The sequence below is a fragment of the Xenorhabdus sp. TS4 genome (genome assembly GCF_014467265.1).
Classification (GTDB): domain Bacteria; phylum Pseudomonadota; class Gammaproteobacteria; order Enterobacterales; family Enterobacteriaceae; genus Xenorhabdus; species Xenorhabdus ehlersii.
Window position 1 is genome coordinate 21,609 of the sequence record NZ_NKHQ01000016.1, and the last position, 16,023, is coordinate 37,631.

General features: G+C 45.6%; 13 protein-coding genes. 9 read left to right on the plus strand and 4 right to left on the minus strand.

What is annotated here, in order from left to right; translation table 11 throughout:
• The first annotated feature begins 20 nt into the window (after window positions 1–20).
• From atpD to asd, 6 genes are all read left to right on the plus strand, one after another.
• The gene (gene atpD, locus Xets_RS09735; RefSeq protein ID WP_099132904.1) at window positions 21–1,403 is read left to right on the plus strand and encodes a F0F1 ATP synthase subunit beta; all 1,383 of its coding nucleotides are present in this window, start codon (window positions 21–23) and stop codon (window positions 1,401–1,403) included.
• Between the two features lie 21 nt (window positions 1,404–1,424).
• Window positions 1,425–1,847 carry a F0F1 ATP synthase subunit epsilon gene (locus Xets_RS09740; RefSeq protein WP_045967700.1) on the plus strand — a complete coding sequence of 141 codons (423 nt, stop codon included), beginning with the start codon at window positions 1,425–1,427 and terminating at the stop codon, window positions 1,845–1,847.
• A gap of 188 nt (window positions 1,848–2,035) precedes the next feature.
• Entirely contained in the window at window positions 2,036–3,436 is a 1,401-nt protein-coding gene (glmU, locus tag Xets_RS09745) for a bifunctional UDP-N-acetylglucosamine diphosphorylase/glucosamine-1-phosphate N-acetyltransferase GlmU (protein WP_187651524.1), read from the plus strand.
• A 121-nt stretch (window positions 3,437–3,557) separates the two neighbouring features.
• A complete protein-coding gene (gene glmS, locus Xets_RS09750; protein ID WP_099132905.1) occupies window positions 3,558–5,387 on the plus strand; it encodes a glutamine--fructose-6-phosphate transaminase (isomerizing) in 1,830 nt (609 codons plus the stop codon).
• Window positions 5,388–5,603: 216 nt separating this feature from the next.
• Entirely contained in the window at window positions 5,604–7,052 is a 1,449-nt protein-coding gene (locus Xets_RS09755; protein WP_187651525.1) for an NAD(P)/FAD-dependent oxidoreductase, read from the plus strand.
• Between the two features lie 255 nt (window positions 7,053–7,307).
• Window positions 7,308–8,429 carry an aspartate-semialdehyde dehydrogenase gene (gene asd / locus Xets_RS09760; RefSeq protein WP_187651526.1) on the plus strand — a complete coding sequence of 374 codons (1,122 nt, stop codon included), beginning with the start codon at window positions 7,308–7,310 and terminating at the stop codon, window positions 8,427–8,429.
• Between the two features lie 75 nt (window positions 8,430–8,504).
• On the opposite strand, the gene gyrB is transcribed toward asd, so the two are convergent.
• From gyrB to dnaA, 4 genes are read right to left on the minus strand one after another with little or no spacing between them, the layout of a single operon-like run.
• Window positions 8,505–10,919 (minus strand): DNA topoisomerase (ATP-hydrolyzing) subunit B, encoded by a 2,415-nt coding sequence (gene gyrB, locus Xets_RS09765; RefSeq protein ID WP_099132908.1) that lies wholly within the window; start codon window positions 10,917–10,919, stop codon window positions 8,505–8,507.
• Between the two features lie 18 nt (window positions 10,920–10,937).
• On the minus strand, window positions 10,938–12,029 hold the full coding sequence (gene recF / locus Xets_RS09770) for a DNA replication/repair protein RecF (RefSeq protein ID WP_187651527.1): 1,092 nt from the start codon (window positions 12,027–12,029) through the stop codon (window positions 10,938–10,940).
• Between the two features lie 17 nt (window positions 12,030–12,046).
• Window positions 12,047–13,147: a DNA polymerase III subunit beta gene (dnaN, locus tag Xets_RS09775; RefSeq protein WP_099132910.1), complete on the minus strand. Its 1,101-nt coding sequence runs from the start codon at window positions 13,145–13,147 to the stop codon at window positions 12,047–12,049.
• A gap of 4 nt (window positions 13,148–13,151) precedes the next feature.
• Window positions 13,152–14,540 carry a chromosomal replication initiator protein DnaA gene (gene dnaA, locus Xets_RS09780; RefSeq protein ID WP_099132911.1) on the minus strand — a complete coding sequence of 463 codons (1,389 nt, stop codon included), beginning with the start codon at window positions 14,538–14,540 and terminating at the stop codon, window positions 13,152–13,154.
• 739 nt (window positions 14,541–15,279) lie between these two features.
• Here dnaA and rpmH point away from each other — a divergent pair.
• The 3 genes from rpmH to yidD are packed head-to-tail and all read left to right on the plus strand — an operon-like array spanning window position 15,280 to window position 16,021.
• Window positions 15,280–15,420, plus strand: a complete 141-nt coding sequence (rpmH, locus tag Xets_RS09785) for a 50S ribosomal protein L34 (protein WP_000831330.1) — start codon at window positions 15,280–15,282, stop codon at window positions 15,418–15,420.
• A 17-nt stretch (window positions 15,421–15,437) separates the two neighbouring features.
• Window positions 15,438–15,797, plus strand: coding sequence for a ribonuclease P protein component (gene rnpA, locus Xets_RS09790; RefSeq protein ID WP_074018982.1), 360 nt, complete (start codon window positions 15,438–15,440; stop codon window positions 15,795–15,797).
• Complete coding sequence (yidD, locus tag Xets_RS09795) at window positions 15,761–16,021, plus strand: membrane protein insertion efficiency factor YidD (RefSeq protein ID WP_047771132.1); 261 nt, start codon at window positions 15,761–15,763, stop codon at window positions 16,019–16,021. Before rnpA ends, yidD begins: the two co-directional genes overlap by 37 nt.
• Window positions 16,022–16,023: the final 2 nt, after the last annotated feature.

Below are 16,023 nucleotides of genomic sequence, written 5' to 3' on the forward strand. Positions count from 1 at the left end.
AATTACGTAGAGGATTCAAGATGGCTACTGGAAAGATTATCCAGGTAATCGGCGCCGTGGTGGACGTCGAATTCCCTCAGGACAGCGTACCAAAAGTATACGATGCCCTTGAGGTTAAAAATGGTGAAGAAAAACTGGTGCTGGAAGTTCAGCAGCAGTTAGGTGGTGGTATTGTTCGTTGTATCGCAATGGGTACCTCCGATGGCCTGCGCCGTAATTTGGACGTGACTGATTTAGGACACCCAATCGAAGTACCAGTGGGTAAAGCGACACTGGGCCGTATCATGAACGTATTGGGTGATCCAATTGACATGAAAGGTGAGATCGGCGAAGAAGAGCGCTGGTCAATTCACCGTACAGCACCATCCTATGAAGAGTTATCTAACTCTCAGGAATTGCTGGAAACCGGTATCAAAGTTATGGACTTGATCTGCCCATTCGCTAAGGGTGGTAAAGTTGGTCTGTTTGGTGGTGCCGGTGTAGGTAAAACCGTTAACATGATGGAGCTGATCCGTAACATCGCGATTGAGCACTCAGGTTACTCCGTATTTGCCGGTGTTGGTGAGCGTACCCGTGAAGGTAACGACTTCTATCATGAAATGACCGATTCAAACGTACTGGACAAAGTATCTCTGGTATACGGTCAGATGAATGAGCCACCAGGAAACCGTCTGCGTGTTGCATTGACCGGTTTGACGATGGCGGAAAAATTCCGCGATGAAGGCCGTGACGTTCTGTTGTTCGTTGATAACATTTACCGTTATACCCTGGCAGGGACAGAAGTATCTGCACTGTTGGGCCGTATGCCATCTGCGGTAGGTTATCAGCCAACGTTGGCAGAAGAGATGGGTGCTCTGCAAGAGCGTATCACCTCAACTAAAACGGGCTCCATCACCTCCGTACAGGCAGTTTACGTTCCTGCGGATGACTTGACTGACCCATCACCTGCGACAACCTTTGCTCACTTGGATGCAACTGTCGTATTGAGCCGTCAGATCGCATCTTTGGGTATTTACCCTGCGGTTGATCCACTGGATTCAACCAGCCGTCAGCTTGACCCACTGGTTGTTGGTCAGGAGCATTATGACGTGGCTCGTGGTGTACAGTCTATTCTGCAACGTTATCAGGAACTGAAAGACATCATCGCCATTCTGGGTATGGACGAACTGTCTGAAGACGACAAGCTGGTTGTGGCACGTGCCCGTAAGATCCAGCGCTTCCTGTCTCAGCCATTCTTCGTTGCAGAAGTTTTCACCGGCTCACCAGGTAAATTCGTTTCTCTGAAAGACACTATCCGTGGCTTCAAAGGCATCCTGAACGGTGATTATGACCACCTGCCAGAGCAGGCGTTCTACATGGTTGGTGCCATCGAAGAAGCTGTGGAAAAAGCGAAAACGCTTTAATACGGCTGACGGGAGGTTGATATGGCTGCAATGACGTTCTCCCTGAACGTAGTCAGTGCTGAAAAACAGATGTTTGAAGGGCTGGTACAGAAAATTCAGGTGACAGGTAGTGAAGGTGAGCTGGGGATCTATCCTCAACACACACCACTGCTTACTGCCATAAAACCGGGCATGATACGTATTGTTAAGCAGTTTGGTGAAGAAGAATTTATCTACCTGTCAGGTGGTATTCTTGAAGTTCAGCCAAACGGCGTTATCGTACTGGCCGATACAGCGATCCGTGGTAAGGATTTGGACGAAGCTAAAGTGCTTGAAGCCAAGCGCAAGGCAGAAGAACACATCCGTAATTCTCACGGCGATGTTGATTATGCTCAGGCATCTGCTGAATTGTCGAAAGCGATCGCGAAACTTCGCGTTATCGAGCTGACAAAAAAAATGATGTAATAAATACCCAATAGATTTCGAATTGCATCCAAATTAGGCTGCAACTTGAAAGATGAAGGGTATAGGCAGTTAGATAAAAAGCCAGTTGGTGAAAACTAACTGGCTTTTTTGCATTGCGAAATATGTGGCAATTTATTTCGCAAACAGGTTTACTTTCATACTTAAAAATTGGGATTGTCAGGTTTCTTATGTCTGTGATTGCAAATAATGATAACGCAAATAGTGTCGGTACAAAAAGTGTCGTGATCCTTGCCGCAGGCAAGGGAACTCGCATGTATTCCGTGCTTCCTAAAGTTCTGCACTTATTGGCTGGTAAGCCGATGGTTCAGCATGTTATTGATACCGCAATGGAGTTGGGCGCCCAAAATGTTCATCTGGTTTATGGTCATGGTGGTGATTTGATGAAACAAGCACTTTCTGGTCAAGATCTGAACTGGGTACTACAAGCTGAACAGCTTGGTACTGGTCATGCCATGCAGCAAGCGGCTCCGCATTTTTCGGATAATGAAGATATTCTGATCCTTTACGGTGATGTACCCTTGATTGGCAAAGATACTTTGGCGCGTTTGATTAAAGCTAAGCCAGAGGGTGGAATTGGTTTATTAACTGCCATACTGGATAATCCAACGGGCTATGGTCGTATCATTCGTGAAGATGGTGAAGTGACGGGCATTATCGAACAGAAAGATGCAACGGAAGAACAGCGTAAAATCAACGAGATTAACACTGGTATTTTGGTAGCGAATGGCGGTGATTTGAAACGTTGGTTATCCAGGTTGGAAAACAATAACGCACAAGGAGAATATTACCTGACGGATGTTATTGCACTGGCACACAAAGAAGGTCGTCAAATCAAGGCGGTACACCCAAGCCGTTTAAGTGAGATGGAAGGGGTCAACAATCGTCTGCAACTTTCTGCCTTAGAGCGTATTTACCAATCTGAGCAAGCAGAAAAATTACTGCTGGCGGGCGTCATGTTGTTAGATCCTGCTCGTTTTGATTTGCGTGGAACATTAGAACATGGTCGAGATGTGGTGATTGATACCAATGTGATTATTAAAGGTCATGTCACATTGGGAAATAATGTTCAGATTGGCTCTGGTTGTATCCTGAAAAATTGCGTTATTGGTGATGGGGTAGTCATTGACCCTTACACTATCATCGAAGATTCTGAAATTGCGACCGAATGCACTATTGGGCCTTTTGCCCGTTTACGCCCTGGCTCCAAATTGGCGGAAAAAGCTCACGTTGGCAATTTCGTTGAAATGAAAAAATCCTCACTTGGCAAAGGTTCCAAGGCTGGTCACCTGACTTATCTTGGTGATTCTGAAATTGGCAATAATGTAAATATTGGTGCGGGAACCATTACTTGTAACTATGATGGCGCCAATAAATTTAAGACCATCATTGGTGATGATGTTTTTGTTGGTTCTGACACCCAACTTGTTGCGCCAGTTACGGTAGCAAAAGGTGCGACTATTGGCGCCGGAACCACAGTAACAAAAGACATTGCTGAGAACGAATTGGTTATCAGCCGTGTAAAGCAAACCCATATTAAAAACTGGCAGCGTCCAGTGAAGAAAAAATAATTAAGATATATCCATAATAAAAATCCCCATCTCTACAAAGCTCGGGGACGGCAAAGCCGGAACACAATCAGGTTGGCGACATAAAAGGGCTTCATCGCCCTGTTTTTAGGAATAAAATAAAATGTGTGGAATTGTTGGTGCAGTAGCACAACGGGATATTGCAGAAATATTGATCGAAGGTCTTCGTCGCCTTGAGTACCGTGGTTATGACTCTGCGGGTATGGCTGTCGTTGACAGTGAAAACCGCATGACCCGTCTGCGTGAAGTAGGTAAAGTGCAGATGCTGGCTGATGAAGCGGACAAACAGCCGGTTATTGGTGGTACGGGGATTGCCCATACTCGTTGGGCGACTCACGGTGAACCAAGCGAGCGCAATGCCCATCCCCATGTTTCTGAACATATTGCTGTTGTGCATAATGGCATTATTGAAAACCACGAAGAACTGCGCGAAGAATTAAAAGCGCGTGGTTACACCTTCTCTTCTGATACAGACACAGAAACTATCGCTCATCTTGTTCACTGGGAACAGCAACAAGGCGGTTCACTGCTCGAAGTGGTTCAGCGTGTGATTCCAAAATTGCGTGGCGCTTATGGCACCGTAATTATGGATAGCCGTCATCCTGATGTGCTGATCGCTGCGCGTTCTGGCAGCCCATTGGTTATTGGTTTAGGTGTAGGGGAAAACTTCCTTGCATCTGACCAATTAGCGTTACTACCGGTGACTCGTCGCTTTATCTATCTGGAAGAGGGGGATATCGCAGAAATCACTCGCCGTACCGTTCGAATCTTTGATGTACAGGGCGAAGTGGTTGAGCGCGAACAAATTGAATCTAACGTTCAGTACGATGCAGGTGATAAAGGTGTATACCGCCATTACATGCAGAAAGAGATTTACGAACAACCGATGGCGATCAAAAGCACATTGGAAGGCCGTTTAAGCAATGGTCAGGTAAATCTGTCAGAACTGGGCGCTAATGCTGCGGAATTGCTGTCTCAAGTTGAGCATATCCAAATCGTTGCCTGCGGTACTTCCTACAATGCGGGAATGGTTTCGCGCTACTGGTTCGAATCACTGGCAGGTATTCCATGTGATGTTGAAATCGCTTCTGAATTTCGTTACCGCAAGCCAGCGCGCCGTAAAGGAAGCCTGCTGATCACCCTGTCCCAATCTGGTGAAACGGCTGATACCTTGGCTGCCCTGCGGTTATCCAAAGAACTGGGTTATCTGACTTCGTTGACCATCTGTAACGTTGCCGGTTCCTCTTTGGTACGTGAATCTGAATTTGCCCTGATGACCAAAGCAGGGGCTGAAATCGGCGTGGCATCCACTAAAGCCTTTACCACCCAGCTAACTGTGTTGCTGATGCTGGTGGCTTACATAGGACGCCTGAAAGATGCAGATGCAGCACTGGAACAAGATATTGTCCATGCTCTACATGCCCTGCCAAGCCGCATTGAAAGCATGTTATCTAAAGACAAGCTGATTGAAGCATTGGCAGAAGATTTCTCTGAAAAACATCATGCACTGTTCCTTGGCCGTGGCGATCAATACCCGATAGCGGTTGAAGGTGCACTGAAACTGAAAGAGATCTCCTATATTCACGCAGAAGCCTATGCTGCTGGTGAATTGAAACATGGCCCGTTAGCACTGATCGATGCGGATATGCCGGTTATTATCGTTGCACCGAACAACGAATTACTGGAAAAATTGAAATCTAACATCGAAGAAGTCCGTGCCCGTGGCGGTTTGTTGTATGTCTTCGCCGATCAGGATGCAGGTTTCACTAACAGCGAAAACATGAAGATCATCTCCCTGCCTCACGTAGAAGAGCTGATCGCACCGATCTTCTATACCGTACCACTGCAATTACTGTCTTACCATGTTGCATTGATCAAAGGTACGGATGTGGATCAGCCGAGGAATTTGGCGAAGTCGGTGACGGTGGAGTAAGAGCCAATCTGTTTTAGTGTAGAAGAATAAAAAAGTTTTAATTTCTAAATCCGGCTTAGTCGTTAAAAGCTAACCGGATTTTTTTATGGTGAAAGTTAACATCCTGATACTCCCCCTACATAAATGCAAATGGTTGCTCCTGCAAATAAAAAATAACATGACATATTGAACAAGCCACTTATTTGGTTAAGAGAATCTTTTTGCAGGAGAAGTAGTATGAGTAACCATTATGATGTTTTGATCATAGGCGCTGGAGTTTCTGGTATTGGTATGGCGTGTCATTTGGCAAGGGAATGTCCTGATAAAAAAGTGGGGATCTTAGAACGTCGCCGTAATATAGGGGGAACTTGGGATTTATTTCGCTATCCAGGTATTCGTACAGATTCGGATATGATGAGCTATGGCTATAAATTCCGTCCTTGGACAGATACCAGTATTTTTGCTGATGGGCCTTCAATTAGACGCTATCTCCATTCAGTGGCAACAGAGTATGAAGTTGATAAGAAAATACAGTTCGGGTTAAAGATTATTCAAACTGACTGGTCAAATGAAACTTGCCAATGGACTGCTACTGCAATTGATGAATCCAGTGGAGAAACTCGGCAATTTACCTGTCATTTTCTTATCATGGCGACAGGTTACTACAACTATGATGAACCTCATTTACCCAAATTCCCCGGTGTTGAAAATTTCAAAGGTCTAATCATTCATCCTCAATATTGGCCTGAAGAATTGGATTACAAAGGAAAGCGAGTCGTTGTGATTGGAAGTGGTGCAACCGCAGTCACTTTACTGCCTGCAATGGCCAATGATACTGAACATATCACCATGTTACAGCGTTCCCCCAGTTATATTTTATCAATACCGGGAAGAGATAAGATTGCAGAACTGTTAAAAGGCATTATTCCCCAACGTTGGATTTATACGTTAAGTAAAAATCGCAATATCTTATTTTTTAGTTCTATGTATAAGATAAGCCGATATTTTCCTAACCTGGTCAGATCGTTTTTACTGGGATTGGTTCGCAGAAAAGTGGGGCCTGGTTTTGACATGAGACACCTTACACCAAAGTACATGCCATGGGATGAACGATTGTGTTTTGTTCCCGACAATAACCTGTTTAGGGTACTGAAAGAAGGCAAAGCGTCTATCGTTACCGACCAGATTGAGCGTATTACTGCAAATGGCATTTTGTTGAAGTCAGGTAAGGAATTACCCACGGATATCATAGTGACAGCGACAGGGCTGCAATTACACCTTATGGGGGGAATTGAATTTTTTATTGATGGGCAAAAGCCACAAAGTTATAACCAATTGTTATATAAGGGAACGTTGGTGCAGAATGTTCCTAATTTTGCTTATCTGGTTGGCTATATCAATAATGCCTGGACATTAAAAATTGATCTCTCGGCAGAATATATTTGTCGTTTGTTAAATGAGATGGATCGTCGCCATGCCAAGGTAGTCACACCGCATGCTCAACCGGATGAAATAGTAATTAATGAGCATATTTTTGGTAATTTGCGTTCAGGTTATGTGAGACGTGGTGAATCTGGTCTTCCTCGTCAAGGGCGTAGCCAAAATTGGCGTATTTCACATGATTATAAAAAGGATAAAGAGATATTTAGGCAATCTATTGATGATACGGCATTACGGTGGAAGTAAATTTTAACTCACGATTTGTGATGAGCCACTTCTTGGTCATCCAAGAGAAAATTCCCCCTGAGATAGCGCCAAAAATATGTCTTTCGGTTGAAAGTAACAAACCGAAGGCAAATCTCATGGCTTCAAAATAGCAGACATATCGCTTTAAAATTTCCAGTGCTATAGCTCATAAATATACTTGCACCTTTCGTTATATTTTGTCAGTTTTAATGAGATTAGTGGTATCTGATGAATATCTTTCAAGGCAGGGTAAGCATGAGTAAGAGTGTAGGTTTTATCGGCTGGCGCGGTATGGTCGGCTCAGTATTGATGCAACGGATGGTAGAAGAGCGGGATTTTGACGAAATAAATCCGGTTTTCTTTACTACTTCCCAACATGGGCTTCCTGCGCCGCAGTTTACAATAAATCGCGCAGGAAAATCAGGAGTCTTACAGGATGCTTTTGATATTGAGGCGCTGGGTGCGCTGGATATTATCATTAGCTGTCAGGGTGGGGATTATACCAATGAAATTTATCCCAAGCTGAGGGCAACCGGCTGGCAGGGATATTGGATCGATGCTGCTTCTGCACTGCGTATGAATGATGATGCCGTCATTATTCTTGATCCTGTTAACCATCAACATATTCAAAATAGCCTGAATAAAGGCATCAAAACCTTTGTTGGCGGTAATTGTACCGTTAGCTTGATGCTGATGTCATTGGGAGGGTTGTTTGCCAATGATTTGATTGAGTGGGCAGCGGTATCAAGTTATCAGGCGGCTTCTGGTGGTGGCGCTCGTCATATGCGTGAACTGCTGGTGCAAATGGGGATGCTGCATAATCAGGTTGCTGAAGAGCTACAGAACTCCGCTTCCGCAATTTTGGATATTGAGAAACGTGTAACGGATTTTACCCGCAACGGTTCATTGCCAACAGACCAATTTGGTGTTCCTTTGGCGGGAAGTTTGATTCCGTGGATTGATAAGCAACTGGAAAATGGACAGAGCCGCGAAGAATGGAAAGGTCAGGCGGAAACCAACAAGATCTTGAACACGGGCAAGAATGTGATCCCGATTGATGGTTTGTGTGTCCGTATTGGGGCATTGCGCTGCCATAGTCAAGCGTTTACCCTGAAATTGAAAAAAGATATCCCGATCCATGAAATTGAAACATTGTTGGCTTCCCATAACGATTGGGTGCGCGTGATCCCGAATGATCGTGAACTGACAATGCGTGAGTTAACGCCGGCAGCGGTGACTGGTACGTTGAATACACCAGTGGGTCGTTTGCGTAAGCTGAATATGGGGCCGGAATATTTATCTGCCTTTACGGTGGGTGATCAGTTGCTATGGGGAGCAGCAGAGCCTTTGCGCCGTATGTTACGTATTTTGCTGTAAGAATTCATATAGAGGGATAATATTTTATCCCAGATACACAGGGTTATCTGGGATAATAGGATTTTAGCAGTAATATTAGATATCAATATTTGCCGCTTTCAGGGCATTCTCTTCAATAAATGCTCGGCGAGGTTCAACCGCATCCCCCATCAGGGTTGTGAACAGTTGATCAGTGGCAATCGCATCTTTCACCGTTACACGCATCATACGACGTGTTTCTGGGTTCATGGTCGTTTCCCACAACTGATCCGGGTTCATCTCTCCCAGGCCTTTATAGCGCTGGACAGCAAGACCACGGCGTGACTCTTTAGTCAGCCATTCCAGAGCCTGTTCAAAGCTGCTTACTGCCTGACGACGTTCGCCACGTTCGATGTATGCACCTTCCTCAATCAAATTCCCGATCAATTCACCCAGTTTGGTAATACGGCGATATTCGCCACCATGGATGAAATCAAAATCCAGATTGTAGTTGGTGTCAACGCCATGTGTACGAATGCACAGAACGGGGTCGAAAACCTGACGTTCACGGTTCTCATGGATTTGATAGCTGTAAGTGCTACCATGCTGCTCGTTGTCATTCAGGCGAATAGCCAGTCCACCTACCCACTCTTCCACTTTTGCCTGATCGTTCAAGGCATCTTCAGTCAGTGTTGGATGGTAAATCAGGTTATTCAGCAGGGCCAGCGGATATAGACGTTCCATGCGACGGATGATTTTATGAGCGGCATTGAATTCAGTCACCAATTTTTCCAATGCTTCTCCTTTCAGGGCAGGTGCATGTGGATTGGTATACAACGCTGCGCCATCCAATGCGATGGACATCAGGTAGGCTTCCATTGCATCGTCATCTTTGATGTATTGTTCTTGTTTGCCTTTCTTCACTTTATACAATGGTGGCTGGGCGATGTAGACATAACCGCGCTCAATGATTTCCGGCATCTGGCGATAGAAGAATGTCAGCAACAGAGTACGGATGTGCGATCCATCAACATCGGCGTCGGTCATGATGATAATGCTGTGATAACGCAGCTTGTCTGGGTTGTATTCATCACGGCCAATTCCGCAACCCAAGGCAGTGATCAAAGTGGCGACTTCCTGTGAGGAGAGCATCTTGTCAAAACGTGCTTTCTCAACGTTCAGGATTTTACCTTTCAATGGCAGGATAGCTTGATTCTTACGGTTGCGTCCTTGTTTTGCCGAACCGCCCGCAGAATCACCCTCCACCAGGTAGAGTTCGGACAGGGCTGGATCGCGCTGCTGGCAGTCAGCCAGTTTGCCCGGCAATCCGGCCAGATCCAGTGCACCTTTGCGGCGGGTCATCTCACGGGCTTTACGTGCCGCTTCACGGGCACGGGCTGCGTCAATGATTTTGCCGACGACGGTTTTAGCATCGTTTGGGTTTTCCAGCAGGTATTCCACCAGCTTCTCATTCATCAGGGTTTCGACCACGGTTTTCACTTCGGAAGAAACCAGCTTGTCTTTGGTTTGGGAAGAGAATTTAGGATCAGGCACTTTAACGGAAATCACCGCAATCAGGCCTTCACGGGCATCATCACCGGTAGCACTGACTTTGGTTTTTTTGTTGTAGCCCTCTTTGTCCATGTAGCTATTGAGGGTACGGGTCATCGCAGTACGGAAGCCAACTAAATGAGTTCCCCCGTCGCGCTGAGGAATGTTGTTGGTGAAGCAGTAAATGTTTTCCTGGAAACCGTCATTCCATTGCATGGAAATTTCAACACCAATACCGTCTTTTTCGGTACAGAAATAGAAGACATTTGGGTGAATTGGGTTTTTATTGCGGCTCAGGAATTCAACAAACGCTTTGATTCCCCCTTCATAGTGGAAGAGATCTTCGGTATTTGTACGTTTGTCGATTAAACGAATGGCAACACCGGAGTTGAGGAATGATAATTCACGCAGGCGTTTGGCCAGAATATCGAATTCGAACTCAGTGTTAATCTTAAACGTATCCATACTTGGCCAGAAACGGACAGTCGTTCCTGTCTGCTCAGTATCACCGACGACTTTCAATGGTGACTGTGGCACGCCCAGACAATAGGTTTGTTCGTGAACCTTACCGTCACGGCGGATAGTCAGTTCCAGTTTTTCCGATAAGGCGTTAACAACAGAAACTCCCACGCCATGCAGACCACCGGAAACTTTATAGGAGTTATCATCGAATTTACCCCCCGCATGCAGCACGGTCATGATGACTTCTGCTGCTGAAACACCTTCTTCTTCGTGTATGTCGGTCGGAATACCGCGGCCATCATCCTGCACAGAAACTGAATTATCTGCGTGGATAGTGACAGTTATTTTGTCACAATGACCTGCGAGGGCTTCGTCGATAGCGTTATCAACAACCTCGAAGACCATGTGGTGCAGGCCGGTACCATCATCGGTATCACCGATATACATGCCTGGACGTTTACGGACGGCATCCAGCCCTTTTAATACCTTGATACTTGAGGAGTCATATGTATTCGACATCAACGTTTCTCGCTCATCTTAATCCTGTGGTTGAACCTCTATTTTGCCATGTTCTACGCGAAACATCCTGCTATTTACATCAATCATGTCTGTAACTTGCCCGGATGTGATTGCACTGACAAACACCTGGGCTTGCGTAGATTTCAGACGCTCGGCTAATAGCTGACGACGGCCGGCATCCAGTTCTGAGGCAAAATCATCAAGCAGATACAGGCATTTTTGCCCGCTCTGTCGGGTGAAATATTCACCCTGTGCTAACCTCAATGCGCACATCAGTAACTTCAACTGACCACGGGACAGCATATCTTCTACTGGTGTACCGTCCGCCCTGATCCGCAGATCGGCTTTATGCGGGCCGGAAGCGGTGTAGGTTAGCGATCTGTCGCGCTCAAACTGCCGCGCGAGCAGTTCCGCATATTCACTCTCTTTATCCCAACCCTGCTGGAAGCTGATACTGAGTGTGAATTCAGGTAAAAATTGTTTGCAGGTTTTTTCTATATCCTCGGAAATTCCTGCAATATATTCAGCCCGCCATTGACTAATTTCGGTTGCCAATGGAGCAAGTTCTCGATCCCAATGCTGGATTTGGCTGTAGCGGGTGACTTGTCGCAGTGCCGCATTCCGTTGCTTAAGCAGCCTTTTCAGGTTGACCCAGGCAGCAAAAAAGCGTGGCTCATTGTGAAAGCATCCCCAGTCAATAAAAGCCCGACGATATTTCGGGCCACCATTTAGCAACGTAAAACCTTCTGGCGTGATGAGTTGCATCGGCAGTATTTTCGCTAATTCAGCAATTTTATGTCCATCACTGCCATCTATCCTGACTTTGCTGTCGCCTTGGCGGTTTTTGCTTAATCCCACTGACAAAATACGTTCATAGGATTGCTGAGCAAGTCGTCCATGAAGAATGAATTCTTCGCAATCATGACGAATTACCCTCCCGGCCTGAATACTGCGAAAAGCACGGCCATGACCTAATGTATAAATGGCTTCCAATATACTTGTTTTGCCGCTACCGTTCGGCCCAACCAGAAAATTAAAACCGGTTGCCAGTGGCAGATCAGCATCCGCGATATTACGGAAATCGCGGATCAACAAACGCGAGAGAATCATATAATGAGTTAATTTTGTTACAGGCGCATTGGCATCACGACATAAGTCGCAGCCTGACTGGCTGAATTCTCAATTTTTACGCTGGATGTGGCATCTGTTAGCAGGAGACTCACTTGTTCGCATTTCAATGCGTTCAGAACATCCAATATGTAACTGACATTGAAGCCAATTTCCATTTCAGTACCCTGGTAACTGACATCAACAATCTCTTCTGCCTCTTCCTGTTCTGGATTATTGGCGGTAATTCTAAGCTGGTTTTCACTTAAGTAGATGCGGACGCCTCGGAATTTTTCATTGGACAAAATCGCTGCCCGTGAAAATGCCTGCTTAAGCATGTCGCAATTGGCTTCCAATGTTTTATCGGGATTTTTGGGTAATACACGACGATAATCAGGAAAACGGCCATCAACCAACTTTGAAGTGAAGATAAAATCACCAACATGAGCACGAATGTTATTGCTGCCAATCTGCAATTGCAGCGGATTGTCACCGCCGTCCAGCAGACGCATTAATTCAATGACGCCCTTGCGAGGTACGATCACTGAATGGGACGGCAGATCTTGCCCGATGCTCATGGAACAAACTGCCAGACGGTGGCCATCTGTGGAAATGGTACGCAGTTCTTCGCCTTCAGTTTCAAACAACATACCATTCAAGTAATAGCGCACATCCTGATGCGCCATAGAAAATTGGGTGGATTCGATCAGACGTTTCAGTGTGGCCTGAGGCAAGGAAAATTCGACTTCGCTCTGCCAGTCATCAAGATTGGGAAAATCTGAAGCGGGTAGAGTAGAGAGTGAAAAACGGCTGCGACCAGAACGAACGAGAATGCGATCGCTATCCAGTTCTACACTGATTTCTGCGCCGTCAGGCAACCCACGCCAGATATCGAAAAATTTACGTGCGGGGACAGTTGTTGCACCTTGTTCATGTGGCTGGGTCAGTGTAACCCGAGCCTTCATTTCCATTTCCAAATCGGTGCCTGTCAGCAGCAGGGCGCCTTCTGTTACCTGCAATAATAAGTTGCCTAAAATAGGCAGAGTAGGGCGACCGCCTAAGGGGCTGCTAACCTGTTGCAAAGGTTTTAATAATTGCTCACGTTCAATGATAAATTTCATAGCGCTAGGAAGACAGTGTTCTGATTAAGTTAGAAAAATCCTCTTTGATGTCGTGACTCTCTTCACGCAGTTGTTCGATTTTCCGACAAGCATGAAGTACGGTTGTATGGTCACGTCCACCAAAGGCATCCCCGATTTCAGGCAAGCTGTGATTGGTCAGCTCTTTTGCCAACGCCATTGCCATTTGTCTCGGACGGGCAACGGAGCGCGAACGGCGTTTGGAAAGTAGATCCGCGACTTTGATTTTGTAATATTCAGCCACCGTTTTCTGAATATTATCGATGGTTACCAGCTTTTCCTGTAGAGCCAATAAGTCACGTAATGCTTCACGTACAAAATCAATAGTAATCGCACGGCCTGTAAAATTGGCATTGGCAATAACTCGATTCAAAGCACCTTCGAGTTCACGAACGTTAGATCGCAGGCGTTTAGCAATAAAGAAAGCCACTTCCCCTGGCAACTGGATTTGATTCTCATCAGCTTTCTTCATCAGAATGGCAACGCGAGTCTCCAGTTCCGGTGGTTCAATAGCAACGGTCAATCCCCAGCCAAAACGGGATTTTAACCGATCTTCGACGCCATTTATCTCTTTCGGATAGCGATCTGATGTCAGAATAATCTGTTGATTACCTTCTAGCAGGGCATTGAACGTGTGAAAGAATTCTTCCTGGGATCGCTCTTTATTGGCAAAAAACTGAATATCATCGATCAATAGAGCATCCACTGAGCGATAATAACGTTTAAATTCTTCTATGGCATTGTTTTGCAATGCTTTTACCATATCCTGAACGAAACGTTCAGAGTGCATGTAAACCACTTTTGCATTGGCCTTGCGTGCCATAATGCTATTGCCGACAGCATGCAAAAGGTGGGTTTTGCCCAGTCCGGTTCCGCCATAAAGGAACAGAGGATTGTATGCTCCTCCAGGGTTATCAGCCACTTGTCTGGCGGCAGCTCTGGCGAGTTGGTTGGATTTACCTTCAACAAAGTTATCGAATGTATGCTTAGGATTAACATTGGAACGATAGGATAACTCTGGCTGAGCTTTTACGTTATCCCAGCTTGGGCGCACTGATGAACTGGACGGCGCAGCAGCCACCGGCATATCGGCAATGATTTTCTGAGATTTAGACTGGTTTGGCGAAACAGGCTTATTCCCTACTTCAAAACGCAGTAACGGTACTTCAGGACCACAGAAATCATTTAATAACAAATTGATATTATTAATATATTTCTCCCTTACCCAATCCAACACAAAACGGTTGGGGGCATAGAGAGCCAAAGTGTTATCACTCAGTTCTGCCTGAAGGGGTCGTATCCACATACTGAATTCTGTGGCAGGTAACTCATCCTGCAATCGGGCAAGACATTGCTGCCAAAGCGAAAGTGACACGGCGAACTCCCCTAAAACAAGACCAATAAAAGAAACCGGAATAAAAGATACGTTATATTGGGCACAAGGCGTTATTCCTCGTGGCGAGGAAGATAGCATGTACCTTGTGGCGATTTTTAACATCATCGCTCCCCAGAAATCCACATAATCTGTATATAGAGAGACTGGGATCGGGATCAACGATCATAACGCAAAAGACGACACAAATCCTCATTCTTTTACACAGCTTTGACGCTTTTTATCCACAGGGAGATCACCATGCTTTGGCACTTGCAGAATATAAAGGCCCATAAGAGATACTGTAGTGGAATCATGGTATATAGCAAACTTCATTTAATTATCGTTTGAAATTCAATATGCAAATGATGTTATGTTCACACATTAAGAATGCAACGATCTGTGTATGATCCTTGCGCTTTATTACACAGTCCGTATAATCTTGCACCCTGCGTGTTATGCCAACGATTTTTTCCGGTTAGGTCTGGTGAGAATTTGGGGTTAGCACTTCGGGTAGCAAAAAGTCTGACCTGTCTGTGATTGATTGAAATAAAAAAATCCGACAGGGAGGCGGTCAGGCTCGCATTATCTTAGATTGACGAGGGGTAGTACATTTTATTACAATCCTGCCTCTTTCTATATATTGATGTTGCGACTGAGGCATCGGTGTCTACTTTATTCTCACTGGTCGCCAACGCATTTGCTGAATCAGTAACAAATTTTAAGCTAGGTAGAAATCGCTATGAAACGCACTTTTCAACCATCCGTACTGAAGCGTAACCGTTCTCACGGCTTCCGCGCTCGTATGGCCACTAAAAATGGTCGTCAGGTTCTGGCTCGCCGTCGTGCGAAAGGCCGTGCTCGTCTGACTGTTTCTAAGTAATAAAGCTAACCAACCAAGTGGTTAAGCTCGCTTTTCCGAGGGAGTTACGTTTGTTAACTCCCGAGCATTTCACTTATGTTTTCCAGCAGCCGCAACGGGCAAGCTCCGCAGAGATAACTATTCTTGGGCGCTTGAATGAGCTGGGGCATCCCCGCATCGGTCTAACCGTCGCCAAAAAAAATGTTAAACGCGCCCATGAGCGTAATCGTATCAAGCGACTAGCTCGTGAAAGTTTTCGTTTAAACCAGCATAAATTGCCTCCAATGGATTTTGTGGTTTTGGTGAGGAAAGGGGTCGCTGAGCTCGATAACCGTGAGCTAACGGAAGCTTTGGGCAAATTATGGCGTCGTCACTGTCGCTTGGCTCGCGCCTCCTGATTGCTTTGATCAGAGGCTACCAGTTAGTGATTAGTCCACTGCTGGGGCCTCGTTGTCGTTTCAATCCTACCTGTTCCCACTATGGTATAGAGGCATTGCGCAGGTTTGGGATGATAAAAGGCAGTTGGTTAACAGTGAAACGCGTATTAAAATGCCACCCTTTACACGAAGGTGGTGATGATCCTGTCCCACCTAAAAAAAACGACGATAACAGAGAACATTAACG